Here is a 26988-nt window from a genome sequence, read left to right on the forward strand (position 1 = left end):
TAACATAGTTTTCTAGTGCTGCCTACCATAAAAATAATGGGATGTGTCCGCGCTTCTCATAAAAAAACAAGCCGGCCGGAGCCGACTTGTTGAGCTGATGCATTTGGTCACGCTTTCACTGTCTCGATGGTCACCGCATCGTTTGCCGGGACTGTGACGACGTTTCCGTAGACGCGGATTGACACGTCCGTACCGCCCGTCTGTTTGATCGTCACTTGTTCACGCGTCGACGTGACCGTCAAGTGATGACCGCGCCAGAGCATGTTGAACGAGTACCCGTTCCAGCCCTTAGGAATCATCGGGCTGAACGTGAGTTCCGTCTCGAGGGCGCGCATGCCTGCGAAACCGTGAACGATCGACATCCATGAGCCGACCATCGATGTGATGTGAAGCCCGTCTTCTGTGTCGTTGTTATAGTTGTCGAGGTCGAGGCGCGCCGAACGCTGATACAACTCGACCGCTTTATCTTCGTAACCGACTTCGGCCGCAATGATTGAGTAAACACAAGGTGACAAGCTCGACTCGTGAACCGTACGCGGCTCATAAAAATCGAAGTTGGCCCGCTTCTGTTCGACCGTGAAGCGGTCGCTGAACGTATACAGCCCTTGGAGCACGTCCGCTTGTTTGATGAAGTTCGAGCGGAGGATGCGGTCCCACGACCAGTTTTGGTTGAGCGGCAAGTGTTTCGGGTCAAGGTCTTTCACCAAGATCTGTTCTTTATCCATGAAGCCGTCCTGTTGCATGAACACGTCTGGGACGAGGTCATCTTTCGGATAGTACATCTTCGTTTGGATATCGTTCCACTTCGCGAGTTCTTCATCTGAGAGACCAAGCGTCGCGACAAGTTCTTCAAGGCGCGCCGGCTCTGCTTCTTTCAAATAGTTGTACACTTCTTGCGTGTACTCGAGCGTCCAAGCGGCAATCAAGTTCGTATACCAGTTGTTGTTGACGTTGTTGTCGTATTCGTTCGGACCTGTGACGCCTAGGATCATATACACGTCTTTGTGCGGGACAAAGTTGACGCGGCTCGCCCAGTAACGCGAGATCTCGACCAATACTTCAAGTCCGTATTGACCTAGGTATGACTTGTCGCCCGTGAAGTTCGTATAGTTGAAGATGGCGTGGGCAATCGCACCGTTCCGGTGAATCTCTTCATGCGTGATTTCCCACTCGTTGTGGCACTCTTCCCCGTTCATCGTCACCATCGGATAGAGGGCGCCTTCCATGCCGACGTTCTTGACCGAGTTCTCTTTTGCTTGCGGCAATTGATTGTGACGATATTTGAGCAAGTTCCATGAGACTTCCGGTTTCGTCGTTGCCAAGTAGAAGTGGAGGCAATACGCTTCCGTATCCCAGTATGTGGCACCGCCGTATTTCTCACCGGTGAACCCTTTCGGTCCGATGTTGAGGCGCGAGTCTTCGCCCGTGTACGTCTGATACATATTGAAGATGTTGAAGCGGATGCCTTGTTGCGCTTCAGCGTCCCCATCGATGCGGACGTCGGCATCTTCCCAGCGAGCGAGCCATGCTTCTGTCTGCTCGGCGAGAAGCGTTTCAAAGCCTTTCTCAAACGCCATCTCAACGCGTTGCATTCCCGTCGACTGCAATTCCTCGACTTCGTAGTCACGGTTCGTGACGACCGAGACGTATTTGTACGCTGTCGCCGTCTCGCCAGCTGCCGCCGTGACCGTGAATTTGTTGGCGACGTAAAGATCAGTCGCTTCGAGCACTTCACAACGGGCTCCTTCGACGTCTGCGATCATCGAGGCCGTGATGTGCCAATCGAGCTTCTTCGTTTTCGTTGTCACGAATCCGAAACGTTCTTCAACACCATGCTCGACCGGTAACCAGAACTTCTCATCATAGTTCGAATCCTCATTGACGACATCGCCGTCCAAGTAAGGTGTGAATTCAACTTTCGCTTCGTAGTTCACCGGAGTGACGTTGTAACGGATTGCCAAAATCTCTTTATCGACGATTGAGAAGAAACGGACGACTTCGACGTTCGTCTCTTCCGTTCCGTTCACGAGCGTGAACGTCCGTGTGAGAACGCCGCGTTGCATATCGAGCTCACGCGTGAAGTCTTTCACTTCCCACTTCGCTAAATCGACCGGTGTCCCGTTGATGGCAACACGAAGACCGACGACGTTCGTCGCGTTCAATACTTTTGCGAAGTACTCCGGATATCCATTTTTCCACCAACCGACACGTGTCTTATCTGGATAATAGACGCCGGCCACATAGAAGCCTTGGTGTGTATCGTTTGAATAATCTTCTTCAAAGTTACCGCGCATCCCCATATGACCGTTACCAAGCGAGGTAATCGATTCTGCGAGGCGGTTTTCTTTCGGATGCAAGTTCTCTTCCGTTACTTTCCATTCATCGACTGCAAACAATCGTTTCATCTGTCTGCCACTCCTTTTTCTCTACAAGGCTACTCGTCATCAGACAATCGAATCATGCAACCGTTTGTCTATGAAAGCGCTGTATTTCAATCTCACCTCTCATTTTACACGACTCACACAAGAATGCAATCGTTTGCATAAACTTTTTTCTTTGTTTTTTTCGTGACTTCCAGAAACCAAAAAACCTACCTAGCCACTAACGGGCCAAGCAGGTCAACTCCAGTCATTTCTTTTGGTCGCGTCCAAACGCGGCGTTCGCTTCGTGACCCTCGAATGCCGGGTTGTTCCCGTCATTGAATCCCGTATCCGGTTCGTCGAGGATGAGGGCATACCCTCCGTTTAAAATGTCTCCGTACGCCCGGTTGACGTCATCGTCAGTGAGACCAAGGTCAAGCAAGGCCCGCTTCACTTCCTCCTCTCCTTCCGCGACGCCAGTGAATTTCTGCATCCAGTTCGCGCTCGCTTCTTCCACTTTCGCATCGGTCTTCCGTTTGACGAGCGAGACATCGTCTTGATCTTTCGCGACGACGAACACATCACTTTCGTCGTAACCCTCTTCGGTCAGTTGATCGATTTTGGCGACGAGTGCCGCCTCCTCTGGATACGTATCTACAAAACGACGTTTACTCATTGTGTCTCATCCTTTCGCGTTGTATGGTCTTCGACCGTGACATCGGCTTGTCCGACTTCGGTCACTTCGATTTCTTCTTTGCGGAGCGTTTCCGTCATCGTCTTGACGTCTTCGGTCACTTGTTTTCGAACGATGATTTCTTCGACGACGACAGGACGCTTCACGATGAAAGCCCGTTCCTCGATGACTTGGATTCGTAAGTGGTCCCCTTCGTCAATCGTGCGAATGCCGGGTTGATCGAAGTCATAATCTTCGACCACATCTTCTGATCCGGTCGTCCGCTCCACATGGATCTGTTCCCTCCGAACGGGCACTTCAATCTCTTGTTCGGTCTCCGATACGTGACGATTGATGACGACTTCTCCTGCTTGGACCGCTTGCTTCTCGATCGTCAGCCGTTCCTCGTGTAAGGCGAGCGTCTGTTCTTCCGTCTTCGGTGCAGGTTCGGTCTTCGAACTCGTAGCATTAACCTGTTGTTCACTCCGGTCCGCGTCGACATAGAGGAAGAGTCTACCTTGTTCGACTTCTTTCGCGAAGCGGTCTTGTTGCTCTGACGTCAAGCGCATGCTTTTGAGCCAGCGTTCGATTGGCCGCTCACTTGACGTGACGAGCGAGGCGACCGTTCCCGGTTCATCGGTGACGAGAACATAGAGGTTCGAGTGACGGCGGACAGCGTCCGCCACATCGGCCCGCTTGACAAGGACGTACATGTCTTCTTCTTCATACCCTTCTCGTTTTAAATCGACCGTTCGATTGAGCAACGCTTCGGGATGATCAAATACTTCTGAGATGATTGCATGTTTCATGGCGTTCGTTCCTCCTCTAGTCAATTGGCGAAAAAAAGGATGGTCCCTCAGAGAGAGCCATCCTTGTCGAGGTACTTAGTCAATCAGATTAGAAGCGGTCGCGCTCATCACGACGTGTATGGTCGCGGTCATGATCACGATGGCGAAGGTCGTCTTCCCCTTCGACGTGCGCCTCTTCTTTACGTAACGTCTCACGTACCGTTTCTGTATCTTTCACTTTCTCTTTGCCGACGACGATTTCTTCGGCGACGACATCTTTCTTCGTCACATCGACGCGCTCTTCCGTGACCGGCACGCGAATCTCATCGCGGTCCGTTGTCGCATCGAATGAATGTCCTGTCGCTTCACGGTCCCCATCAACGCGACGGCGTTCGACGTAGACTTCGTCGCGCTCGACTTCGACATCGACACGTTCTTCGTGTTCGACGACATCTTTCTCGACGCGAACCTCTCCTGTTTGAACACGCTCTTTGTTCACTTGGAGACGCTCTTCATGCAATTCGAGCTTTTGCTCATCCGTCAAATCCGTGCGGTTACGAATATCTTCATCCATATCGTTGAATCGTTCCGATGGAATTCCAGTGTTTGAAGCTCCTGTCATCCCGACGTCACGTGCGGTCATGTTGCCTGCTTCGTTACCTTCTGAACCGTAGCCAGCTGATGTGCGGCCACCTTCGAACGTCGAGTTACGACCGTCATCTAAGATGCCGTCGTTCGAGTCCAACAAGAGGACGAATCCACCGTTCTCGATGTCTTGACGGTGACGTGCTGTCTCTTCTTCTGAGAAACCGAGTTTATCGAACGTATGACGAACTTCGTCTTCTCCGTCCGCGACTCCAAAGAAGCGATCAAGCCATGACGCTTTCGTTTCTTTTACTTCTGCATCCGTTTCGCCGCGAACCATCGAAAGGTTCGATTTATCTTTCACAACGACGTACAAATCGTCTTCGCGATGCCCCTCGGCACGAAGTTGATCAATTTTTGACACGAGCTCTGACTCCTGATAGTAAGTGCCTACATAACGTTTGTTATCCATGATTGTATCTCCCTTTCACATTCTGTATTTTTTGGTTATTGGCTGGGCGGATTCAAAATGATCTGCCATTCGGCCGGTAATGTAGATGTTCCCTTGCAACTCCGTTTCAATCGTTTCTTTCATGATTGTAATCTGTTTGTAACATCATGACTTTCGACCGATTGCTTTCGCTTCTATTATATGCATTGAGATTTTCCGCAAAAAAACCTTCCGCATGATACGGAAGGTTTGCACTCATTCAACGATTTCAGTCTTCTTTTTCTGACCGCACGACTGGCGTACGACCAAATAGTGCGGCACGATGACGCGTTTCCCGTAAGGTGGTGCGCTATCGCCGATCTGTTCAATCAAACAGTTCGTCGCCTCGAAACCAAGGCCGAAAATGTTGATTTCGACCGATGTGAGTGGCGGGTTCGAGTGTTCTGCGATGTAGACGTTGTTAAAACTGACGACGGCGACATCCTCAGGGATTCCGAGTCCCATCTCACTGAGCGTGCTGATGACACCGAGCGCCATCATATCGTCACTGACGACGACGGCTGTCGGTGGTTCCTCTAGTTGGAGCAACTCGCGCACGGCTTTGGCGCCGCCTTTCGTCATGAACTCGGCCCGGGCGATATAGTCTTCGCGAACCGGGATCCCTGCTTCCATGAGCGCCGTCGCATACCCGTTGCGCCGGTCTTGCGTGACCGCCAGTTTATCCGAGCCTCCGATGAAGGCGATACAGCGATGGCCGAGATTGTATAGATGTTTCGTCACTTCTCGTCCGGCCAAATAGTTGTCCGTGTCGACGTATGTGATTGATGAAGCATCCCCGAACGGCTTCCCGACGACGACGAACGGGAATTTCGTCTGACGTAAGTATTGAACGACTTTGTCGTCTTCTCGTGAATACAAGACGATGACCCCGTCGACGCGACGTCCTTGCACCATCTCGATGACACCGGACAATACTTCTTCTTCGGTGACACCAGTCGTCATATAGAGCGAGTAGCCGTTTTGATGGGCTTTCGTACTGATCCCACGCAACACTTCCGGGAAAAATGGGTTTTGTAGCGTCTTCGTCGCTGCGCTCGGCATGACGAGACCAATCGACTGCGTCGAGCGGTTGGCGAGGCTTCGCGCGTGAATGTTCGGATGGTACCCGAGTTCTTCCATCGAACTGCGTACACGCTCTTTTGTTTTTTGACTGATACGCGGACTGTTGGCGATGACGCGTGACACGGTCGACGGTGCGACATTGGCGTGTTTGGCGACATCTTTAATCGTGATTTGCATGATGCTCCCCCTTGCTTCCGTTAGTTCAAAGTTCCCTATCACAGGGTATCGTCAGCTCGCACTCTTGCGACGCTTCCACATGACCAATCCAGTCAAGAAAATCGGGATGGCGACGACGAGTAGACCAATCGTCCACATGTTCACTTCCGATTCTTCGACGATGTAGGCGTTTGCACTTTCTCCTGCGAGTTTGATGGTGAACGTGCCACGGCTGTCCGTGACAAGTTGTGAGAACAAGAGACCACGAAGCCGTGTATCTTCTCCGACCTCGCTTACCTCGAATTCAATCTCTCTGTCCTCGGCGTTCATATTGATGGCGTACAGTGCGACATCGTCGCCGTCACGACGTTCGAACACGGCCATGCCGTCTTTCGAAGCGATCATCCGTTGTTCGCCGGTCGCAAACACCGGGTAATCGGCCCGCATCCGGTTCATCGTCGCAACGTATTCATGGAGCTCTTCATTTCCAGGGAAATCGGTCATGACCCGGTTCGCGGGGTCAGCCCCGCCCTTTTGTGCATTCTCCGTGCCTTGGAAGACGATCGGCATCCCCGGTGACGCGTAAAGGGCGAACAATCCGAGGCGGAGCCTGCGTTCGGCCGACTCGGCACCACCTAGTTCCGCGACGTGCATGAAACGTTCGACGTCATGGTTATCGAGGAAGGTCGCCATTTGGTTCGGATCATTAAAGAAAGTCTCGGCGTAACTTGCGGCCACGTCGATTTCGTCGACGTTCGCCGTCTTTTGCGTCATCGTCTTCGAGACGCGGTCATAAAACGTGAAATTGGTGATGCTGTTGAAGCCTAAGTCATCATACTCGGCGACATACTGCGGGTCCGGATCGAACACTTCGGCCAAGAGATAAAAATCTGGATCGACTTCACGGACCGCTTTGACGAAATCTTCCCAAAACGGCTTATCGACGTGGCGCACCGTATCGAGACGATAGCCGTCGATCCCGGTCTCTTCGATCCAATACGTGGCCGCCTCGAGCAAGTAGTCTTTCACTTCCGGGTCTTCGGTTTTAAAGTCGGGCAAATCGAACAGCCAGTGCGTCTCGACTTGTTCTTGATCGTTCCACAACACAATCGGTAGCTCGTCATGGAACCAGTCTGGTTTTTCTTCGACCCACGGATGGTTCGGCCCGACGTGGTTGACGACAAAGTCGAGGATGACTTTCATATCCCGCTTATGCGCCTCATCGACGAGTTCCTGCAAATCTTCTTTCGTCCCGAATTGGGGATCGATGTCATAAAAATCTTTAATCCAATAGCCATGGTAACCGCCCGGCATGTTTTCAAACACCGGCGTCAACCAGATGGACGTGAATCCGAGCGACTCGATGTAATCAAGTTTTTCAATCACGCCTCGGATATCGCCCCCATGAAAGGCTTTCGGGTCATTCTGATCGACCTGGTCATTGTTATCGGGATTCCCGTCAACGAACCGATCGACCATGATAAAGTACATGCGTTCCTGTTCCCACGATGCTGCTTCTTTCGCTCCGACGACTGTTGGAAACAAAAGAAGCGACAGAAGAACGAGCACGACGCCTCGCCTCATATCGCTTCCCCCTTAAGTGAGTATTATCCTTTCGTACCACCGGCAGTAAGACCCGAGACGAAGTAGCGTTGGAACATGAAGAACAAGAGAACGATTGGGAGGGCCGAAAGGACGGCGCCTGCCGCGAACAACGTGAAGTTGTTGTCGAACTGTCGAGAAATCATGTTGTAAAGACCAACCGCGAGCGTCTGTTTCTCTGGTGTCCGAAGGACGAGCGATGCCAAGATGAAGTCGTTGAACGGGCCCATGAAGTTGAAGAGGGCGATCGTTGCGACGATTGGCTTCGCGAGCGGCAAAATGATTTGCCAGAAGATACGAAGGTGACCGGCACCATCCATCCGAGCGGCTTCATCGAGCTCTTTCGGAATCGTATCGAAATAACCTTTTGCCAAGTACGTATTCATCGGAATCGCGCCACCGGCATACAGCAGAATGAGCGCTGTGTGCGTGTCGAGAAGACCGAGCATGTTGAGCAATACGTAGATGGCGATGATGGCGACGAATTGCGGCACCATTTGCAAGACGAGGAACAAGACGAGCGAGTTCTTCCGTCCCACGAAACGATAGCGCGAGAACACATAACCAGTGATCGTCACCAAGATGACAGCGAGCGCCATCGTAATGAAAGCGATTTTCAACGTGTTCACATACCATAAACTATAATCCGAAATCGTTAGATCAAACAAGTTTTTATAGTGAATGAACGTCGGATTTTCTGGAATGATTTTTGACGTGATGGTACGACCCGGGTTGAATGACGTCCCTACCACCCAAAGCATTGGATAGAGAATGATGATCGACGCAAGCGTCAAGATGACATAAGAGAACGCCAAATTGATTCGTTTTTGTTTTTTCATATCAGATCATATCCTCGTCTTTGAAAGATTTTGTCCGACGGAACTGGATGACGGCAAGTGTCATGATGAAGAATGACAAAATGAGCGTGATCGCAGCCGCAAGTCCGTATTGCGGGTTGGCTCCGAGAGACAATTTGTAAATCCATGAAATCAAGATGTCGGTACCACCGGCAGTTTGTCCCGGTACAGCCGGTCCACCGCCGTTAAAGAGATAGATGATGTTGAAGTTGTTGAAGTTGAACGTGAACTGCGTGATGAGAATCGGTGCTGTTGCGAACAAGAGCATCGGTAACGTAATCAAGCGGAACTTGTCAAAGATGGTCGCACCGTCAATCGTCGCCGCTTCATATAAGTCGCCAGGGATCGATTGCAATACCCCAGTCATGAGCGTCATGATGAACGGGAAGCCGAGCCACCATTGAATCAAGATGAGCGCGCTGCGCGTCGCCGTCGGATCGGTCATCCAGTTGATCGGATCAAGTCCGAACGCTGGAAGGATCGTCGTGTTGAACACACCGAACGATTCGTTAAACATCGAACGGAAAATCAAGATTGTGATGAACGCTGGAACGGCCCATGACAAAATCAAAATCGAGCGGAACAAGCGGCGGAAGCGAAGGCCTTCTTGGTTCAAGAGGACCGCGAGGAAAATCCCGATCGCGATGACACCGACCGTCGAAGCGACCGTCCAGACGAGTGTCCAGCCGAGAACGCCGACGAATGTGTCGCGCCAAATGTCGATTTCAAAAATTCGTGTGAAGTTCTCAAACCCAATCCACTCGACAAGTTTTGCCGGTGGCGCGTTGTTGTAACGATAGTTCGTGAACGCGATCAAGAATGTGAAAATGAGTGGTAATACGACTGTGAAGACGAGCAAGATGAGCGACGGGATCAACATCAAGTATGGGAATCCATGGTCGCGCAAGTTGCGGAGTTGCACTTGGAACGTTGGGACGTTTAGGTGCTGATCACGAATGCGACCGACTCGGTAGGCGTCACGAATGTTCCAGATGTAGAACGCGATTCCGAAGAAAAGTAAGATTAATGCGACAATCCCTTCTACCATCAAGAAGATGGAGTGGTCGTTACGAGGTCCTGCCACTTCGCCAAGCGTGATCAATCCCCAAAGGCCACCACGGTCGCCAGGTCCTGCGCCCGCTCCTTTGAAAAAGAGATCGTAGTTTACTGCAAAATAAGACATGATGACGATAAAGAAAGCGATCGCTTTCGCTTTTTGATTGTTATAGAATTGACCGGCTCCCGGAATGATCGAAAGTAATGCGGCGTTCCGAGCATGATTGGTCGGTTTTTCCGGACGTTGTTCCGGCGTTTTAGGGTTCGCGATTGAAGCCATCCTCAATTTCTCCTTTCAATTTGAGCAAATCAATCGAGCAAGCGTTTGCTCAATTCTAGAAAATGAGGGGGAACGCCAGTCGACGTACCCCATCATTTCATATCCTTATTGGTTGTTTGCTTGGATTTGTTGCTCGATGACTTTAACAGCATCGTCAGCTGATTTTTTTGCATCTTGCTTGCCAGTTGCTACGAGCTGAAGCGCTTGTGCCATTGGCTCCCAAACTTGTCCCATTTCAGGAATGTTAGGCATTGGGATCGCGTTCGTTGCTTGATCGAATACCGCTTTCGCAACTTCGTTCGACGTGATTGTCTCGTTCGACTCGAGTGCTGCTACTGGTGGGATCTCGTTGTAAGCTTCAAACATCTTCAATGCGTTCTCTTCGTTCGTGAGTTCTGCGAGGAACATTTCAGCCCACTCTTGGTTTTCTGTGTAAGCCGAAAGTGCATATGTCTTCACGCCCATGAACGTCTTGATTGGCTCACCGTTTGGAAGTGTCGGCAATGCAGACGCTCCAAGGTTGATGCCGGCATCTGTGTAACCAGCTACGGCCCATGGTCCGTTCATGACTGTGTGTGCTTTCTTCTCAGTGAAGAGTTGGTCCATCGCTTGGCCGCCAGACTCGCCGATCAACCCTTTAGGGAAGAGGCCTTCTTGGTACCATTTGCCGATGTACTCGAAGCCTTCGACTGCGCCTTCGTTGTTCAAGCCGATGTCAGTTGGATCGAGCGCGCCGCCGTCTTCTTTGAAGACGTAACCGCCGAAGCCAGCCACGACACCGTGAGCGAAGTAGAAGTTATCCCAAAGACCGAGGAATCCGTACTCGCCTTTATCTTTAAGATCTGTAGACAACTTGTACAAGTCGTCCATTGAAGCAGGAGCTTCTGATACCAAATCCTTGTTGTACATGAGGACTGGCGTTTCAACTGATTTCGGGTAGCCGTAAGCTTGTCCGTCGAACATGACAGCCGATTTCGAAGCGTCTGTGAACGCGTCAAGTGCGCCTTCGTCAGTAAGTGGAGCCAAGTGACCTTGGTCAGCGATCGTTCCGATTTGGTCGTGCGGTACGAGAACGATATCAGGACCTTTACCAGCCGGGCCGTCAAGCGCCAACTTGTCCTTTTGATCCGTCATCTGGACTTCAACGACTTCAACTGCGACGCCGTGTTCTTCTTCAAACGCCTTCGCAACTTCTTTCGTCGTTTCCGACTTTTCAATATCTTCCCAAATTACGATTTTTTCTGGCTTGTTCTCGCTAGAAGAACCGCCTTCGTTAGTAGAACCATTGTCCGTACCGCCACCACATGCAGCAAGTGCACCGAAAGCGAATACTGCCGTTGAAAGTCCTGCTACCATTTTTTTCATCTTCATGATGAAAAACCTCCCCAAGGAAATAGTATGGTCAGATTTGCGCAATCGCACTGGCCTACTGATTTTAATCAACTCCGCTACAGAATCAGTAGGTTAGTGAAAACGTTTGCATCCTCACCTCAATTTTTATTATACAGTTGTGTAAGCGTTTTACAAGTCTTTTTTTTCGCTTTTTTTATTGTGGTTGTCCCATTTATCTCTTTTTGAATTATTTATGACCCTATTTCGCAAAAAATGACGAATCGGGCGATTGACAAAATGTAAACGCTTTATTACCCTTTGCTTGAGCAAACGTTTTCACAACTGTTGTTTCTTTTCTGAACAGACAGTGTAAAATGGTTATAACCCTTAATAGAGAAAGGAACTCAAACCCATGATCAAAGAAGCCATCTACCACCGCGCCATGTCCCCTTTCGTGTACAAGTATGACCGAGAAACGATACATATTCGCTTCCATACGAAAAGAAATGATATCCAATCTGTTGACTTAATTTGGAACGACCCGTACGACTGGCACTCGGAAGATCCGGCCATGTGGAATTTCGACCCGGACAAGCCGAGCTTTTGGCGTACGTTCGAGACGCCGATGGAAAAAATCGGCCATGATGATCAATACGACTATTGGTTCATCGCCATCAAACCGCCATTCCGCCGCCTCCGTTACGGCTTCCGGCTCCATGACGGCAATGAGACGGCCGTCTATACGGAAAAAGGTTGGTTCGAAGATAAACCGCTCGACGACACGGGCTACTATTTCTGCATCCCGTTCATCAACCCGGTCGACATCTTCCACGCCCCATCGTGGGTGAAGGACACAGTCTGGTATCAAATCTTCCCGGACCGGTTCGCGAACGGTGACCCTTCTAACGATCCCGAAGGCACGCTCCCATGGAATAGTACCGAACCGACGATCACGAACTTCTTCGGCGGCGACTTCCAAGGGATCATCGACCATATTGACCATATCGTCGATCTAGGGATCACCGGGATTTACTTCTGCCCGATCTTCAAAGCGACGACGAACCATAAATACGACACGCTCGATTATATGGAAATCGATCCGCAGTTCGGAACGAAAGAGCAGTTCAAACAACTCGTCGATCTTCTCCACGAGAACGGTATCAAAGTCATGCTCGACGCCGTCTTCAACCATGTCGGCTACAACCACCCTTGGTTCTTAGACGTCGTCGAAAAAGGACCACAGTCAGAGTACCGTGACTGGTTCTATCTTCGTGACTTCCCGATCGAGACGACGCCGAAGCCGAACTACGACACGTTCGCGTTCGAGAAGAACATGCCGAAGATCAATACGGAGCACCCGGCGTTGAAAGCTTATCTATTAGAAGTGGCCCGCTACTGGGTCGAAGAATTCGGCATCGACGGGTGGCGGTTAGACGTGGCTAACGAGGTTGATCACGCGTTCTGGCGCGATTTCCGTAAAACGGTCAAACAAGCGAATCCGGATGCGTACATCCTCGGTGAGATTTGGCACGATGCCCAGCCATGGCTCAAAGGTGACCAGTTCGATGCGGTCATGAACTATCCGTTTACGAACGCGAGCCTCAACTATTTCGCGCTCGACCGGACGTCTGCTTCCGAGTTTCGCAATGAGTTGACACGCGTCGAGATGATGAACACGACGAACGTGAACGAAGTGACGTTCAACTTGATCGATTCGCACGACACGCCGCGTGCCCTTACACGAGCGAAAGGGCATAAAGGAAAGTTCAAGTTGCTCATGACGTCGATGCTCACGTACACGGGCAGCCCATGTATCTATTACGGGGACGAGATCGGCCTCGAAGGTGAACAAGACCCGGGCTGCCGCCGTTGTATGCCGTGGGACGAAGCCGAAGAAGATCGCGAATTGTTCCGCTATGTGCAGAAATTGATTCGACTCCGCAAAGAGCATCCGGTGCTCGCGAACGGCGGCTCGTATCGTTTCAATCTCGTCGACGATGAGGATAACGCCCTCATCATCGAGCGTTGTACGAAAGATGAGACGTATTTGATATACTTCAATAACTCTGATTCCGTATCGAAACTTAACCCGCTCGGCCATACCGGAAGCGCTTACGACTTGCTGCGCGACCGGGATGTAGACTCGCTCGAAGTCGAGCTCGCACCGTACAGTGCCACGATTTTAAAAATGAAATAAATTCCGTTTCGCACCCGTTTCGGCGGGTGTTTTTTTTGTTGAAAATAATTTGCCAAATCCCTTTCTTTTTCATTTCAAAAGGAGTAACATGACCCTTGTGATTTTGACAACGTAAATATTTCATATAGAGAATTGTAGAAACAAGGGAGAATACAACATGCCGACAAAAGACACCGAACAGCTCAGTTTATTTAAAATTTCGTGGCCGATTTTCATCGAACTCGCACTCCATATGGGGACCGGGATCATCGCCACGCTCATGCTCGCCCATTACTCCGATGCTGCCGCTTCCGCGGTCGGCGTCGCCAACCAAATCTTGAACGTCTTCTTAATCGTCTTCAGCGTGACCTCGGTCGGTGCGACCATCTTGATCGGTCAAGCGATCGGCGCCAATCGGATGAAGAAGAGCCGTGACTTCGCCCGTTCCGCCGTCAGCTTGAACATGTGGCTCGGCGTGCTCATGGTCGCGGTCGTCTTCTTGTTCGGTGAGACGTTCCTCCGTTTGTTCGGCTTATCGGATGAGCTGTTCGACCATGGCCTGTTATTCTTGCAGATTGTCGGGTTGTCGCTGTTCACCGAAGCGCTCATCATGGCGCTCAGTTCCGTCCTCCGGAGCCACGGGATGACGAAGCACGCGATGCTCGCGACACTTCTCATCGATATCATCACAGCTGCCGGGGCGATGCTCGCCGTCATGGGCTGGTTCGGTCTCCCAGTCACGGGTGTCGCCGGCGTCGCATGGGCCATCGTCATCGCCCGTTTCTCGGCGATGGTGCTATTGTTCTGGATCGTCAAGAAGCGGCTCATGCTCCGCTTCCCGCTCAAGGAATTGATTCGTCCGAAACGCGACGACATTCGCGCCTTGCTCCAAATCGGCGTACCATCAGCCGGAGAGAACTTGTCATATCAGTTCTCGCAAATCATCATCACCGGTTTCATCGCCACGATGGGCGAGGCTTCCCTCGCCGCACGGGTATACGTCATGAACTTGTCGATGCTCGCCTTCTTGTTCACGGTCGCCGTCGCGCAAGGGACGCAATTATTGATTGCCCGTGACATCGGCGGGAAACGGTTTAAAGAAGCGTATACCCGCGCCGTTAAGACATTGAAGATTGCCATGTTCGCTTCACTCGTGGCGTCGCTCGGGCTCGCTGTCTTCGGCAAGTCGCTGCTGGGCTTGTTCACATCGAACCCGGATATCATCGCCGTCGGGGTGCCGATTTTATGGGCGACGCTCATCCTTGAGCCAGGTCGCGCCATGAACATCGTCTTGATGGGATCGCTCAAGTCGGTCGGCGACGTTCGCTTCCCGGTCATGATCGGGATCGCCTCGATGTGGGGCGTTGCCGTCGTCTTCAGTTATTTGTTCGGACTCCAAATGGGGCTCGGCGTCCTCGGCATTTGGCTCGCCTTCTCGCTCGACGAGTGGTTCCGCGGTTTCTTCGCCTTCCGTCGTTGGAAATACGGCACGTGGCAACAAAAAGGCTTCCAGTTCGAACCGAAGCCAACTTCATAATCAACCAAAAAGAAGCGGTCGCTGTGACCGCTTCTTTTTTCATCGATTTAGGAACGCCTGCATCGCCTGCCGATGAACGTCCGTCTGACCACATTTCCGTTGCCAGATGATCTCTTGCTCGAGACCGTCCTCGAACGAGTCGGCCCGGAATAACGCCTTCATGCCTTGCACCGCCGTCGGTGACTTGGCTGCGAGCGTCTCGGCATAGGCCGTCAACCGCTCCAAGTACGCCTCATCCTCGACGAGCTCGGTGACGAGACCGAACGTTTCGGCCTGTTCGGCATCAATCGTGCTGCCGCTCCACATCCAAGCGAGCGCGAGATCGGGCCGCATCAAGCGCCGTAAATGGTACGGTCCCCCGGCATCGGCGACGAGACCGATTTTGATGAACGCCGAACTGAACTTCGTCGACCGGGCGACGAGACGGACGTCCGCCGCGAGCGCCAGACTGAGTCCCGCCCCCGCCACGACCCCGTGAATGCCGGCGATGATTGGTTTCGGACAGTCGGCAAGCGCCCGCACGAGCGGATGGTACACCTCTTCCAAATACACCCCATAGTCGGCGTCACTCTCAATCGTCAAGTCCTGTCCCGATGAGAAGGCACGCCCTTGCCCGACGAGCACGATGACGTGGACGGCCTCATCCGCCACGAGCTGCTCCATCGCTTCCCTCGCCTCACGAAGCAACGTCTCATTTAATGCGTTCAATTTTTCCGGCCGGTCCCATTTCAGCCAGCCGACCCCGTTCCGCTGTTCCAGTTGAATCGTTTCCATCCCATTTCCCCCTTTACTAAAATGAATCACTATTCATTTCTATATCGTTCATTCTGTTTCCTTCTTGTCATAGAAACTTTCCGAGTTCGATTGCCCGACGCTACCACTATTTGCTATTCTTAAAAGAGTCGTTCAACGAAAGGGTGGGGCTGATGCAACTGACGAATGCCGCAAGACAATTGAAACAACGGAACATCCCGTTCACGTACCACTCCTACGAAGTGGACGCGTCCGACGTCTCCGCCAAACATGTCGCCGCGTCACTCGGTAAACCGCTCGACCAGCTCTATAAAACGATTTGTCTCGAGAATGAGCAACGGCGCTACGCCTTCTTCCTCATCTCAGGAGATTTAGATATCGATTTGAAAGCGGCCGCGAAAGCCTGGGGCGCCAAAAAAGCCTCCCCTGTCCCGATGAAGGAGCTCGAAACGCTGACCGGCTACATCCGCGGCGGTGTCTCGCCAATCGGGGCGAAAAAACGGTTTCCTGTCTTCTTGCATGATAGTGCCAGACAAAAAGATACGATCATCATCTCGGCCGGCAAGCGCGGCTACCAACTCGAACTCACACCGACCGATTTGCTCCGGTTCACGGACGGTCACTGGTTCACTCAATGACAAAGAAAGATGGAGGCAATACCTATGTGGAAAGAACGAATCCGCTCATGGATTCCTAACTCGTTTACGTTCGGCAACTTGTTCTGCGGCGTCTTGGCGATCGTTTATGCGGCGCGCGGTGACTTCTCGAACGCGACGCTGCTCATCATCATCGCCATGATGCTCGACAGTTTGGATGGACGGCTGGCCCGTATGCTCGGCGTGGCCGGTGACTTTGGAAAAGAACTCGACTCGCTCGCCGATGTCGTCACGTTCGGGGTCGCCCCGGCGCTTCTCGCCTACTATACGTTTTTCATCGATTACGGCAACTACGGTCTCTTCTTCGCCGCCTTGTTCCCGTTGTTCGGTGCTTACCGCTTGGCCCGCTTCAACTTGTCGGCGACGAACGTCACGGCCAGTTACTTCTCGGGCGTCCCGATCACCGCGGCCGGTGGCTTGCTCGCCGTCGTGACGACGTTCGGGGACCAGATCAACGAGTTGCTCACTCCGATTTTCTTCACGGGTCTCGCTCTGCTCATGGTCAGCCGTGTCCGCATCCCGAGCTTTAAAGACGTGCCGCTCCCGCGCCACTCGTTCATCATCACGGTCAGCCTCATCTACTTGACGTACATGATTTTTGCCCGGTGGAAAGAATGGCCATCGTTCTGGTTCATCGCCGTCACGTTCTATGTCTTATTCATCGCTTTCTCGTTCGTCAAAAAACGAAAACGGATGGCGAATTGATAGGTCCCTCTCGAGGGACTCTTTTTTTTACATGCATTTATTAGACGCAAGCCGCAAACCTCTCTAGAATGAGAATAGAGGTGATGAAATGAAAGTGTATCCATGGATTTGGAAATGGTTTTTGGTTTGGTATGTCGTCGGGGTCGTCCTCGTCGGCTTTGATTTGTTGCCGAGTTGGCTCGAATGGGCAAACCCGGTCTTCTTATGGCTCGCCGGTCTCATCGGCGGTTGGGTGATTGCGGACGGCGTCCGCCACGCCCGCCTGATCGTCCCGTTCATCTTCTTCGGTTCAATCGCTGTCGAGACGCTCGGTGTCAAAACCGGCTTCCCGTTCAGTGAGTACATCTACGCGGAGGCGTTCGGTCCGACCGTGTTCGGTGTACCGGTCACAATCGGGGCGGCTTGGCTCGCCGTCATCGGCTCGAGTTTTGCCGTCGCTTGCTTGTTCTCGTTCAAGAACCGGACGCTCTGGCTCGTCCCGTTCCTCGCCGTTTGGCTCGATATGGCGATTGACCCGGTCGCAGCGAACGTGAAAGGCTACTGGGAATGGGCCAATGACGGTCTGTATTATGATATCCCGACGCAGAATTTCGTCGGTTGGTTCGGACTGTCACTCATTTTCTCTTGGTTGCTCGACCGGTTTGAAGTCGAAGCCGAGCCGATGTTACTCGGACACGGACGTTATTTGTTCGTCATGCTGCACGCCCTGTTCGGTGTCACGGCCGTCAACGCCGGTCTTTACGGCATCGGCGTACTCAGCGTTGTCACAGCCGCAGGCCTCATCTTGATAGAACGGAGGAGCCGACATGATCGAAGCGAGCAAAAAGAAATGGTTCAATAATCTGTTCTCGACGTTCGTCAAAGAACGTCAAATCCGTCCGTTTTTCCATACGATCCACGTCCGGGCCGATGACGTGCCGACACCAGGATTGTTTTTGAGCACACATAGCTCGTGGTGGGACGGGATGATTTTGCTCATGTTGAACGAATACTATTTGCGTCATGACGTTCACGTCTTGATGGATGAGGACGGGTTGCGCCGCTTCCCGTTCTTCCGTCACTTGGGCGCGTTCTCCATCAAAAAAGGCAAACTGTCGGACGTGCGCGCCTCGCTCGACTACGCCAATCGGCTCTTACTTGCAGGCAAGTCCGTCTGGGTGTTCCCACAAGGACGCGAGTATCCACAAGAGCATCGTCCGCTCGAGATTGGCTCAGGTGTGACGATGCTGCTCCACCAGCCGGAAGTCCGGCTATGCGCCATCTATTATACGTTCGCGTCACACGCCGCTCCGCTCGTCTACGTGCGCTTCCGCAACCATACGGTCGTCTCCGAGACGCGGCGGCTTCAAAAACAAGAGCTCGCCGAAGCACTCGAACGCCTTTATGACGATACGCGCGACGACGTAATCAAGCAGTCCGACCGCTATATCGCCTTGTTCCCACCGAAGCGCAGTTTGGCAGATTGGACGGAGCACTTGCTCCAAATCGGAAGAGGCCGCTGATGGTGATTTTGTCGCTCACGTTTTTGATGCTGCTGTTCACGTTGGTCAACTTGCTATTCCTCCGTCCGCTCACCGCACCCATCCCAGCTCCTCCGACCGCGGTGTGCATCCCACTGCGGAACGAAGAACGGAACGTGCCAAAACTGATCACGAGTTTGAAGGCCGCCTTGACGGATGAAAGCCACGTCTATTTATACGAGGACCGGTCCGAGGACGCTACATACGAGGCACTCGTCCGGGAAATCGCGGACGATGCCCGCTTCACCATTTTCCGTGGGGTGCCGCTCCCGGAAGGTTGGGCCGGCAAAGTCCACGCGTGTCACCAGCTGGCGACCCGCACGACCGAGCCGTACGTGTTGTTCCTCGATGCCGACGTGACGATCGACCCGACGTTCATCGGGCGACTGCACGGCACACTCGCCCGTGAAGAGGCGGTCTTCTTGTCAGGTTTTCCTCGTTTCCCGACACCAACGTGGCTCGGGAAACTGTTGATTCCGATGCAACACGTCTTGATCGCCCAACATTTGCCGTTGTTTTGGCGAAAGGTGCGTCATCCCGCCTTCGCCGCCGCCAACGGAATGAACGTGCTCGTTGAACGGAAAAGTTATGACGACGTCGGTGGACACGCCTCGATCCACAATTCATTGATCGATGATATCGATCTGTGCCGTGAGTTCAAGCGACGCAAAAAAGTCACGTCGCTCGTCAACGTCTCGCCTTACATCACATGTGACATGTATGCGACGAACGAAGAAGTGTGGAACGGGTTTTCAAAGAACGTATTCAAGGGAATGAATGAAGCAGTGGGCATCGCCCTTTATTTCTTCTTATACTACGGCACCCAGCTGTCTGCTTTCATCGCACTCCTCGTCCGCATGGACTGGATCTCGTTCTTGGCGTGCGTGTTCGTCTTGCTCGCTCGACTGGCGATCGACGTCAAATCGGGAGGACGCCACTTTTGGCTCCATCCGTTCAGCCTCATCGCCTACTTGTTGCTCCTCGCGAGCGCGGTCGTGCGCAAATGGCGACGAAAGCCGATTTCATGGAAAGGCCGGACGTATCAATAATCTCGCTAGGAGGCACAACATGAAACATATCGCTATTATCGGGGCCGGGCTCGGCGGCTTGAGCGCCGCCGTCACCCTTGCCGCCCGCGGTTACGACGTGACCGTCATTGAAAAGAATGAACATGTCGGCGGAAAACTCATGCCGATCATCACCGATGGACACCGGTTCGACTTCGGGCCGAATACGATTACGATGCCGGACGTGTTCCGCTCCGTCATTCGCAACAGCGGGGCCAACCCGGATGACTATTTTGAGCTCGTCAAACTTGAGTCGCACACGGTCAATCATTTCTCTGACGGTTCGACGTTCACGTTTCATTCAGACCGCGAGAAAATGGAGGCCGAGGTACGCCGTCTGACCGGCGATAAGGCCGACAAGAATCAATTGACCGACTACTTAGACGAGGCGGAGAAGTTGTTTGAAATCGCCAATAACCGGTTCTTCACACGGATGGATTCAAAAATCGATACCGGCCTTTGGGCTGACATGATGAAAGTACATCCGCTCAAGAGCCTTCATGCGCTCCATAAGAAGTATTTTAAAGACCCGCGCATCATCCAGGCGCTCGACCGCTATGCGACGTATATCGGCAGCAGTCCGTACGTCACACCCGGCACGTTCGCGCTCATCTCGCACCTGGAGCTGAATGATGGCGTCTATTTCGCCAAAGGTGGGAACTGGACGATCGCGAAAGGCTTCGCCAAACGGGCGAGCGAGCTTGGCGTCGAGTTCCGGCTTGGTCATGAAGTCACAAAAATCGAAGTGACGAACGGAAAAGCGCATGCGGTCGTCATCGACCATGAAGAAGTCATGTCTTGTGACGCCGTCTTATTGAACGGAGAACTGCTCACGCAGTATCCGCGACTCGTCGATGCTTCTGACCGTCCGTCGTTCCCGGTACCGACGCGTGACACGATTGAACCATCGGTGTCCGCTTTCGTCATCATGGTCGGCTTGAACAAGCGGTTGAACTTGGCGCATCATAACGTCTACTTCTCAGACGACTACGAAGCGGAATTCCGGGCGCTGTTCGACGAGGAACGGTATGCGGACGAACCGACGATTTACATCTCGAACTCGGCCCATACGGACCCTTCGATGGGAGAAGCTGGCGACAACTTGTTCATCCTCGTCAATGCGCCGGCCCATATGACCGACATCGATGCCGAGACGTATGAACATTTGATTCGCCGACGCCTCCGGAAATTCGGCGTTGAATGGGAAGATCGCGATGTCGTCTTCCATCGCCGTGTCACCCCACTCGACTTGACGCGTGATTTTTACGCGTATTACGGGGCACTCTATGGGACATCGGCCAACTCGAAAAAAGGAGCGTTCTTCCGACCTTCCGCTCGCTCGGAAGATGTGTCCAACATTTGGTTCGCGGGCGGCTCGACCCATCCTGGCGGCGGCAGCCCGATGGTGACGCTTTCAGGACAATTTGCGGCCCGGTCGATGTTAGAGGACATACCTCTGACAATTTGAACATTTTGTGAACAGAAGATTCGACACTTGTCGACACGGGATAGACGTGATAACATCATATTCGAGTTCAAGCAGTTTTGTAACGTTTGTTACACCTGTAGCGATCGAATGGCTTCCCCGAGCCTATCGCGTTTTGAACTTGTCACACCCGAGAAAAAAGTGATGAGCGAGTTTCCCCACTCGTATCCCGCGGCTGGAACAGCATGCATTATGATGTTCCCCCTTAGTCCATCAAGCATCCTGCTTCAGCGAAGATGCCCCATCGTTTCATTCCCCATGAGACGAGGCACATCTTTAGGGTTCATCACGTCCGATTCGTTCGTTTCCCCGATGAACGAATCACACAACGCTTACACCACTTTTGGTCCCCCGCCAAAAGTGGTTTTTTTGTGCACAAAAAAGGCAGCCGTTTTGCGACGGCTGCCTGATTTTATAACTTGGCCAACAGTTTCCCTTTTTGAATCGTCGAGACAAACGCCCGTTTCGTGAAGACGTCGTGCCCATTCTGCCGGGCCGCGTCCAAGATGCCTTCATAGAGCAATCCCGCCGCGCTGACCGGCTTCCGGCTCGTCGCAGGATATAAGTGATGGGTCTCCCGGGCCCGAACGTATAGGTGTTCGGCCCGGCGCGCCATCGTCTCCCAGACGTCGATAAACGCCGGGGTCACTTGCCGCGCGAACAAATCGGCTTCCGCGACACCGAACTCGGCGAGCAACGATTGTGGGACATAAATCCGATCTCGATCGAGGTCTTCCCCGACGTCACGCAAAATATTCGTCAACTGCATCGCGATGCCTAAGTCGATCGCACCTTGTTTCAACTGGTGCCGTCCCGTCGCATCCACGTCCGGAGCGAGGATCGGCAACAGCATCAAACCGACGGTGCTGGCCGCATAGTAACTATATTGCTCCGTCTCCTCGAGCGTCGCGTAGCGCGTTTTATGTAAGTCCCACTTCATGCCTTCAGCCAATTCAAAGAACGGTTCGACGTCCATGTCGTACCGTCCCCAAACGTCACGCAACGCCACCCAGAGCGCATCGGTCAGATGTTCACCGGCCAAGAAACGATCGAACTCGGCCAAAAAGTCCGTCAAGCTCTCTTCAGGACGGTCGGATTCATCGACCGCGTCATCGAGCGTCCGACAAAACGCATAGACCGCGGCCACGGCCTGACGGTCTGGTTTGGAGAGCAAAGAAAAGGCCCTATAAAACGTGAGCGAGCCTTTTTTCATTACGTCTTCACAGTGACGATACGCTTCTTGTGTCGTCATGGTACAATGCCCCCATTTCTTCTTCCATTCTCTTCACTAACAGCTGCGAGCCGATCATGACGATCGGGACGCCTCCGCACGGATGCACCGATGCTCCGACGGCGTAAAGTCGGTCGATGTGCGCGTACGGGCGAGCCTGTGGTTTGAACGCGGCCGATTGGGCCAATTTCGGGGCGATGCCGAAGCTCCCGCCTTCGAATAACCCAAATCGTTCCGCATCCATCGGCGTCCGAACTTTCATCTCAATGACACGATCCCTGAAGTCGGGGACCATCTGTTCGATCCGGCCAATCAAATGCTCAATCGCACCGCTCGTTTCAAAGTCCTCACGCTCCAATTTACGTGGGACCGGCACGAGGACATAGAGAACGCTCGTCCCGTCCGGTGCCAGCGTGTCGTCCATCAAAGACGGATTGAACGTATACATCGCCGGATACTTGCTTAGTTTACCATCTTCGAAGATGGTCCGCATCGACCCGGCAAAATCATTCGGCAAGTCGAATTGGTGGATTGGTAAATCGATGTCCCCGGTCACGGTGAAGTAAAGCAGGAGCGTCCCGCTCGACGGTTCGTATGATTTCGGCTTGACGCCATCAATCAACCGTTCCATGAGAGGGAAATCACCATTGACGACGACCGCATCGTACGGATGAACGACACCATCCACGATGACCGCGTTCGCCCGGCTTTGTTCCACCTGCACCCGTTCGACGTTCGCGTTCAACTCGAACTTGACGCCGCGTCGTCTCAACTCTTGTTCTACTTTCGTCGCAAGCGAGAAATATCCTCCCTTGACGTACCAGATTCCTTCTTCTTGTTCGCGGTACGGGATCAAACCATAGAGGGATGGGGTATCATATGGGTTACCACCAATATAGAGCGTTTGGAGGCTGTAGGCGACGCGCAGACGCTCGTCTTTGAAGAAGCGTTTCATGTTCTCGTGGGCCGTCTCATACGCCTTCAAGCGCATGAGGAGCATCAATAGTTTCGGTTCGAACAAATCGGTCTTGCCTTTATAGCCCCGGTCTAAGAATGCATCGAACCCGAGGCGGTACTCTTCCCGTTTTTGAGTCATATATTTTCTAAAACCGTCGCCCTCGTTGAACAGACGGTCGATTTCGGCCGCCTGGCGCTCGATATCACGGTATTTGTAGAACGTCGTGCCATCCTCGTAACGGAGGCGATAAAGCGGGTCGACCTCGACCAACTCGAGCTCTCGCTCCGGGAAACCGGCCTCGAGGAGCTGACTTTTCAATTTTCCGGGCAATAAGACGATGGTCGGCCCTTCATCGACGCGGGCGCCGTTCTCGAACTCGACATAATTGAGCCGGCCGCCGACACGAGCTTCTTTTTCATAGATGGTCACGTCTAGCGACGGATATTTGTGGGTCAGGAGCAAGGCCGCGTAAAGCGACCCAATGCCGGCACCGACGAAACTGATGTTCATTGGCCGACACCTGCCCGGTCACGCAACAGGTTGGCGGTGATGCGCGCCGATTCAAAAATCGTCGGCAGTCCGCTGCCTGGATGTGTCCCACCGCCGACGAGCCAGACGTGGTCGAGCTCCTCGAACTGGTTATGGGGACGGAAATACATCATCTGTGACAAGTTATGTCCTAAGTTGAACGTCGCCCCTTCATAGACACCGAACGCTTCCCAATCGTTTGGCGTGAGCGGCTGCATCACCTCGATATGGTTCCGGATCTCACGATACGGCGAACGAGTCTCGAGTGCATCGAGGACGCGCTCGGTCATCGTCGTCTCGAGCGTCTCCCACGGTAAATTCGACAGGTTGTTCGGCACCGGGACGAGCACATAAAGCGAGGATTTCCCTGACGGTGCAAGTGTTGGATCAATCCGTGAAGCATTTTGGACATAGAACGAGAAGTCTTCGCTCAGCTTCAGGTCTTGCGTCATCTCTTTCACATTACGCTCGTAGTCGTCGGCGAAATGGATCGAATGGTGCGCGACATCATCATAGACACGGTCGAGTCCAAGATAAAGCATGAACGTCGAACACGAGTAGCGTTTCTTCTTCAGCTGTTTTGGACTCCAACGTGTGAGTGCGTCGCTTGGGACGAGTGTCGTCATCGCATGTGCGAAGTCGGCACCGACAATCACTTCGTCAAAGGCATAGTGGACATTGTTCGCTACGAGTCCGTTGACGCGTTTCCCGTCGAGCAAGAGCCGGTCGACGCCTTCTTTGAGACGAATCTCCCCACCCTCTTCTTCGATGACACGGGCCATCGCTGTGCAGAGTTGATTCACGCCGCCGATCGGATGATGGACGCCGTAAGCATGTTCCATATACGACAAGATTGAGAAGCCACCCGGGCAATCCCACGCCGACATGCCGAGGTATTTCGCTTGGAACGTGAACGCGTACTTCAGCTCTTCGCTCGTGAAATATTCTGACAAGACATCGTATAACGACTTGCCGATCGATAAGAACGGGAGCGCCTTCAAGACGCGCGTCGCCACGTAATCGGTCAATTTGTCATGTGCCGTCTGGAGCACCGGCATCAGTTTCGACAGCTTGATGGCTTGTTCGGCCATGAAGCGTTCGTACCCTTCCCCGTTGCCTGGGAACTGCTCTTCAATCGCCTGATGCATTTGATCGCGATCGGTCGTCATCGATAGGACCCGATTTCCTTTATCGAAATAAAGATCATACATCGGCTCGAGTCGTTTCATCTCGACATAGTCGTGTAAATCTCGACCTGTCTCTTCGAAAATCTCTTCTAAAATGTATGGCATATTTAAAAAAGTCGGGCCACGATCGAACGCGAATTCTCCGACTTGCAGACGCGACGTCCGTCCACCGACGAACGCCTGCTTCTCAAACACTGTTACTTTCACACCACGACTTGCGAGCAGCATAGCGGCCGCAAGTCCTCCTGGTCCGGCACCGATTACGGCGACTCTTTTTTCCGACACGTTGAACAACTCCCTATGTGAAAAGTCTCTTATGCTTCTATCCCATTATAGAAATGACTGGAGACAAGTTCAAATCTGAATCGGCTCGTCGTGTGTCCGCGATGTGTCAATTGTCGCGTTTCGCGATGACAATGTACCATGACCCTTCTGGGATGAACGGGATGAAACGGACGTTGTCGAAACCGACCTTGTGCATTTGACGACGTAACTCACGAATCGTTGGGAGCGGATAGAGGTTATCATGCAACGTCATGAACGCATTGAACGCTGAGGCAAATCGAGCACCGAGCGGCGTCTCGGCGAGAGGCGTGACGAGGACCGCGACACCTGCTTCGTCTAAGTTTTCGAGCATCCGTCCGAGCAGTTCGATTCGTTGTTCCGGGGAGAAATAATACAACATATTATTCATCATGACGGCATCAAATCGTTCGTCGTGATCCCACTCCATAAAATCGGCTACTTCATAGCGAATCTCACCGGACTCATCTTGTTCCCGCGCCTCTGCGATCACGTCTTCCTCTAAATCGATGCCGGTCAACTGCCAATCGGGTTCGAGTCCGTGCAGTTTGCGTAAGTAACCCCCGTGGCCGCACCCGATATCGAGCATCGTCTTGACGTCGGCTTGCCGCAACAGCTGCTGCACGACCGGGAACGCGACCGTCTCGACGAGCGTCGACGTCTGTGCGACGACCTGGCCATGTGTCGCCCCATCGAACGTTTTCTGTTTGCCCGACTCTAAAAAGTCAGGATATGCGATGAGTGCCGGAATATGAAGTTCCATCATCTCTTGGAGCATGAAGCCGATGCTGCGCTCATCTTCGTGCGACAACTGATATTTCAAACTACGGGTCGGGAAATAGCGCCAACCTTTCTTCTTCAAATGGCGCACGGCGACCCCGACGTCGAGCCAACGTTCGAGCGCGAGTTTCGTCAACGGTTGCTTCAAGCGAAGCGTCATCTCCGCAAAGCTCGCCCCGCCTTGGAGCGCATCGAACAACCCATATTTATAGCCGATATATCCGTGCCAAAGCGGCAGGAACGATTCGGTTTGTTTCATCCATCTGCGTGCGTGCAAGACGCGTGACCATTCATTCATCTGTTGTTCCATCGTTTCACCTCATCATCGTTATCACTGATTTTTTTATTTTCCCCTAATAATTTACGGACAAACAAAAAAATCCCACTCCGATGTGCGAAGTGGGAACCAAACTTAAATGAAGTTGCTGAAGAACGACTGTCCATACGGCAACGCATAGCCGATGAAGATTGTCACAAGCGCGAGAATCGCAAAACCGCCGAACATCGTGCCCGCAGGTTTGTTCTTCTTCACACGGATGAGCGTCATCTCACCAAAGATGAGTGTCAAGAGTCCGACCGTGATCTTCACGTGGTAGAACATGCCGCCTTCGAGTAATTGAAGATACAAATAAAGTCCCGTGCCGAACGCGACGAGCAACATGAGTCGAAACGCCATGTGGGCGATCTTCCCGCTCTTGTTGGCATTTTTGTAGCCGATATAGGCGACAGCGAACAAGACGAGTAACAAGACCCAGCTCGTGACGTGCGTGTGTAGGAATGCAATCAATGGCATTCTAAGTCCCCCTTTCCATTATGTACAACCTCTATTGTACACGAGT

Annotated in this window: 23 protein-coding genes; 8 read left to right on the forward strand and 15 right to left on the reverse strand. The window is 52.6% G+C overall.

Annotation, left to right across the window (positions count from 1 at the left end):
- Window positions 1–107: 107 nt before the first annotated feature.
- The 9 genes from KNP60_RS06800 to KNP60_RS06840 form a co-directional block, all read right to left on the reverse strand.
- Complete coding sequence (locus KNP60_RS06800) at window positions 108–2405, reverse strand: glycoside hydrolase family 65 protein (protein WP_214797174.1); 2298 nt, start codon at window positions 2403–2405, stop codon at window positions 108–110.
- Between the two features lie 223 nt (window positions 2406–2628).
- A complete protein-coding gene (locus tag KNP60_RS06805; protein WP_214797175.1) occupies window positions 2629–3036 on the reverse strand; it encodes a general stress protein in 408 nt (135 codons plus the stop codon).
- Window positions 3033–3842: a YsnF/AvaK domain-containing protein gene (locus KNP60_RS06810; RefSeq protein WP_214797176.1), complete on the reverse strand. Its 810-nt coding sequence runs from the start codon at window positions 3840–3842 to the stop codon at window positions 3033–3035. Before KNP60_RS06810 ends, KNP60_RS06805 begins: the two co-directional genes overlap by 4 nt.
- Window positions 3843–3930: 88 nt before the next feature.
- Window positions 3931–4878: a YsnF/AvaK domain-containing protein gene (locus tag KNP60_RS06815; protein ID WP_214752405.1), complete on the reverse strand. Its 948-nt coding sequence runs from the start codon at window positions 4876–4878 to the stop codon at window positions 3931–3933.
- Window positions 4879–5112: 234 nt separating this feature from the next.
- Window positions 5113–6156: a LacI family DNA-binding transcriptional regulator gene (locus tag KNP60_RS06820; RefSeq protein ID WP_034776611.1), complete on the reverse strand. Its 1044-nt coding sequence runs from the start codon at window positions 6154–6156 to the stop codon at window positions 5113–5115.
- Window positions 6157–6207: 51 nt separating this feature from the next.
- Window positions 6208–7719: an alpha-amylase family glycosyl hydrolase gene (locus KNP60_RS06825; protein ID WP_034776609.1), complete on the reverse strand. Its 1512-nt coding sequence runs from the start codon at window positions 7717–7719 to the stop codon at window positions 6208–6210.
- 23 nt (window positions 7720–7742) lie between these two features.
- Entirely contained in the window at window positions 7743–8576 is an 834-nt protein-coding gene (locus tag KNP60_RS06830) for a sugar ABC transporter permease (RefSeq protein ID WP_034776607.1), read from the reverse strand.
- A 1-nt stretch (window position 8577) separates the two neighbouring features.
- A complete protein-coding gene (locus tag KNP60_RS06835) occupies window positions 8578–9930 on the reverse strand; it encodes a carbohydrate ABC transporter permease (RefSeq protein WP_052090084.1) in 1353 nt (450 codons plus the stop codon).
- 105 nt (window positions 9931–10035) lie between these two features.
- On the reverse strand, window positions 10036–11301 hold the full coding sequence (locus tag KNP60_RS06840; RefSeq protein WP_034776603.1) for an extracellular solute-binding protein: 1266 nt from the start codon (window positions 11299–11301) through the stop codon (window positions 10036–10038).
- Window positions 11302–11674: 373 nt separating this feature from the next.
- Here KNP60_RS06840 and KNP60_RS06845 point away from each other — a divergent pair, with 373 nt between their 5' ends.
- Both KNP60_RS06845 and KNP60_RS06850 read left to right on the forward strand, forming a co-directional pair.
- Complete coding sequence (locus tag KNP60_RS06845) at window positions 11675–13459, forward strand: glycoside hydrolase family 13 protein (protein WP_034776602.1); 1785 nt, start codon at window positions 11675–11677, stop codon at window positions 13457–13459.
- 157 nt (window positions 13460–13616) lie between these two features.
- Entirely contained in the window at window positions 13617–14975 is a 1359-nt protein-coding gene (locus KNP60_RS06850) for an MATE family efflux transporter (RefSeq protein ID WP_034776600.1), read from the forward strand.
- A 39-nt stretch (window positions 14976–15014) separates the two neighbouring features.
- Here the strand turns inward: KNP60_RS06850 and KNP60_RS06855 are convergent, their stop codons facing one another.
- Window positions 15015–15749, reverse strand: a complete 735-nt coding sequence (locus tag KNP60_RS06855) for an enoyl-CoA hydratase/isomerase family protein (protein ID WP_138859858.1) — start codon at window positions 15747–15749, stop codon at window positions 15015–15017.
- Between the two features lie 152 nt (window positions 15750–15901).
- Here KNP60_RS06855 and ybaK point away from each other — a divergent pair, with 152 nt between their 5' ends.
- From ybaK to KNP60_RS06885, 6 genes are all read left to right on the forward strand, one after another.
- Window positions 15902–16366: a Cys-tRNA(Pro) deacylase gene (ybaK, locus tag KNP60_RS06860; RefSeq protein ID WP_034776595.1), complete on the forward strand. Its 465-nt coding sequence runs from the start codon at window positions 15902–15904 to the stop codon at window positions 16364–16366.
- 24 nt (window positions 16367–16390) lie between these two features.
- Window positions 16391–17089, forward strand: coding sequence for a CDP-diacylglycerol--serine O-phosphatidyltransferase (gene pssA / locus KNP60_RS06865; RefSeq protein WP_021066674.1), 699 nt, complete (start codon window positions 16391–16393; stop codon window positions 17087–17089).
- 88 nt (window positions 17090–17177) lie between these two features.
- Complete coding sequence (locus KNP60_RS06870) at window positions 17178–17930, forward strand: carotenoid biosynthesis protein (RefSeq protein WP_214797177.1); 753 nt, start codon at window positions 17178–17180, stop codon at window positions 17928–17930.
- Entirely contained in the window at window positions 17896–18591 is a 696-nt protein-coding gene (locus tag KNP60_RS06875) for a lysophospholipid acyltransferase family protein (protein WP_034776590.1), read from the forward strand. Before KNP60_RS06870 ends, KNP60_RS06875 begins: the two co-directional genes overlap by 35 nt.
- A complete protein-coding gene (locus tag KNP60_RS06880) occupies window positions 18591–19658 on the forward strand; it encodes a glycosyltransferase family 2 protein (protein WP_034776588.1) in 1068 nt (355 codons plus the stop codon). Before KNP60_RS06875 ends, KNP60_RS06880 begins: the two co-directional genes overlap by 1 nt.
- A 19-nt stretch (window positions 19659–19677) precedes the next feature.
- Window positions 19678–21144: a phytoene desaturase family protein gene (locus KNP60_RS06885; protein ID WP_034776586.1), complete on the forward strand. Its 1467-nt coding sequence runs from the start codon at window positions 19678–19680 to the stop codon at window positions 21142–21144.
- Window positions 21145–21574: 430 nt separating this feature from the next.
- On the opposite strand, the gene KNP60_RS06890 is transcribed toward KNP60_RS06885, so the two are convergent.
- The 5 genes from KNP60_RS06890 to KNP60_RS06910 all read right to left on the reverse strand — a co-directional run bounded on the left by KNP60_RS06890 (window position 21575) and on the right by KNP60_RS06910 (window position 26942).
- Window positions 21575–22414 (reverse strand): phytoene/squalene synthase family protein, encoded by an 840-nt coding sequence (locus tag KNP60_RS06890; protein ID WP_034776584.1) that lies wholly within the window; start codon window positions 22412–22414, stop codon window positions 21575–21577.
- Window positions 22383–23861 carry a phytoene desaturase family protein gene (locus KNP60_RS06895; protein ID WP_214797178.1) on the reverse strand — a complete coding sequence of 493 codons (1479 nt, stop codon included), beginning with the start codon at window positions 23859–23861 and terminating at the stop codon, window positions 22383–22385. Before KNP60_RS06895 ends, KNP60_RS06890 begins: the two co-directional genes overlap by 32 nt.
- The gene (locus KNP60_RS06900) at window positions 23858–25384 is read right to left on the reverse strand and encodes a phytoene desaturase family protein (RefSeq protein WP_214752876.1); all 1527 of its coding nucleotides are present in this window, start codon (window positions 25382–25384) and stop codon (window positions 23858–23860) included. The genes KNP60_RS06895 and KNP60_RS06900 overlap by 4 nt, the downstream gene beginning before the upstream one ends.
- Window positions 25385–25457: 73 nt before the next feature.
- Entirely contained in the window at window positions 25458–26459 is a 1002-nt protein-coding gene (locus KNP60_RS06905) for a class I SAM-dependent methyltransferase (RefSeq protein ID WP_034776575.1), read from the reverse strand.
- A gap of 102 nt (window positions 26460–26561) precedes the next feature.
- On the reverse strand, window positions 26562–26942 hold the full coding sequence (locus tag KNP60_RS06910) for a YisL family protein (protein ID WP_034776573.1): 381 nt from the start codon (window positions 26940–26942) through the stop codon (window positions 26562–26564).
- Window positions 26943–26988: the final 46 nt, after the last annotated feature.

This window comes from Exiguobacterium sp. s5 (assembly GCF_018618075.1).
Lineage (GTDB): Bacteria > Bacillota > Bacilli > Exiguobacteriales > Exiguobacteriaceae > Exiguobacterium > Exiguobacterium mexicanum_A.

Bases quoted from the DNA above. Each gene is read 5' to 3' on its own strand.
- KNP60_RS06800 (WP_214797174.1), bottom strand. From the start codon at position 2,405: ATGAAACGATTGTTTGCAGTCGATGAATGGAAAGTAACGGAAGAGAAC.
- KNP60_RS06805 (WP_214797175.1), bottom strand. From the start codon at position 3,036: ATGAGTAAACGTCGTTTTGTAGATACGTATCCAGAGGAGGCGGCACTC.
- KNP60_RS06810 (WP_214797176.1), bottom strand. From the start codon at position 3,842: ATGAAACATGCAATCATCTCAGAAGTATTTGATCATCCCGAAGCGTTG.
- KNP60_RS06815 (WP_214752405.1), bottom strand. From the start codon at position 4,878: ATGGATAACAAACGTTATGTAGGCACTTACTATCAGGAGTCAGAGCTC.
- KNP60_RS06820 (WP_034776611.1), bottom strand. From the start codon at position 6,156: ATGCAAATCACGATTAAAGATGTCGCCAAACACGCCAATGTCGCACCG.
- KNP60_RS06825 (WP_034776609.1), bottom strand. From the start codon at position 7,719: ATGAGGCGAGGCGTCGTGCTCGTTCTTCTGTCGCTTCTTTTGTTTCCA.
- KNP60_RS06830 (WP_034776607.1), bottom strand. From the start codon at position 8,576: ATGAAAAAACAAAAACGAATCAATTTGGCGTTCTCTTATGTCATCTTG.
- KNP60_RS06835 (WP_052090084.1), bottom strand. From the start codon at position 9,930: ATGGCTTCAATCGCGAACCCTAAAACGCCGGAACAACGTCCGGAAAAA.
- KNP60_RS06840 (WP_034776603.1), bottom strand. From the start codon at position 11,301: ATGAAGATGAAAAAAATGGTAGCAGGACTTTCAACGGCAGTATTCGCT.
- KNP60_RS06845 (WP_034776602.1), top strand. From the start codon at position 11,675: ATGATCAAAGAAGCCATCTACCACCGCGCCATGTCCCCTTTCGTGTAC.
- KNP60_RS06850 (WP_034776600.1), top strand. From the start codon at position 13,617: ATGCCGACAAAAGACACCGAACAGCTCAGTTTATTTAAAATTTCGTGG.
- KNP60_RS06855 (WP_138859858.1), bottom strand. From the start codon at position 15,749: ATGGAAACGATTCAACTGGAACAGCGGAACGGGGTCGGCTGGCTGAAA.
- ybaK (WP_034776595.1), top strand. From the start codon at position 15,902: ATGCAACTGACGAATGCCGCAAGACAATTGAAACAACGGAACATCCCG.
- pssA (WP_021066674.1), top strand. From the start codon at position 16,391: ATGTGGAAAGAACGAATCCGCTCATGGATTCCTAACTCGTTTACGTTC.
- KNP60_RS06870 (WP_214797177.1), top strand. From the start codon at position 17,178: ATGAAAGTGTATCCATGGATTTGGAAATGGTTTTTGGTTTGGTATGTC.
- KNP60_RS06875 (WP_034776590.1), top strand. From the start codon at position 17,896: ATGATCGAAGCGAGCAAAAAGAAATGGTTCAATAATCTGTTCTCGACG.
- KNP60_RS06880 (WP_034776588.1), top strand. From the start codon at position 18,591: ATGGTGATTTTGTCGCTCACGTTTTTGATGCTGCTGTTCACGTTGGTC.
- KNP60_RS06885 (WP_034776586.1), top strand. From the start codon at position 19,678: ATGAAACATATCGCTATTATCGGGGCCGGGCTCGGCGGCTTGAGCGCC.
- KNP60_RS06890 (WP_034776584.1), bottom strand. From the start codon at position 22,414: ATGACGACACAAGAAGCGTATCGTCACTGTGAAGACGTAATGAAAAAA.
- KNP60_RS06895 (WP_214797178.1), bottom strand. From the start codon at position 23,861: ATGAACATCAGTTTCGTCGGTGCCGGCATTGGGTCGCTTTACGCGGCC.
- KNP60_RS06905 (WP_034776575.1), bottom strand. From the start codon at position 26,459: ATGGAACAACAGATGAATGAATGGTCACGCGTCTTGCACGCACGCAGA.
- KNP60_RS06910 (WP_034776573.1), bottom strand. From the start codon at position 26,942: ATGCCATTGATTGCATTCCTACACACGCACGTCACGAGCTGGGTCTTG.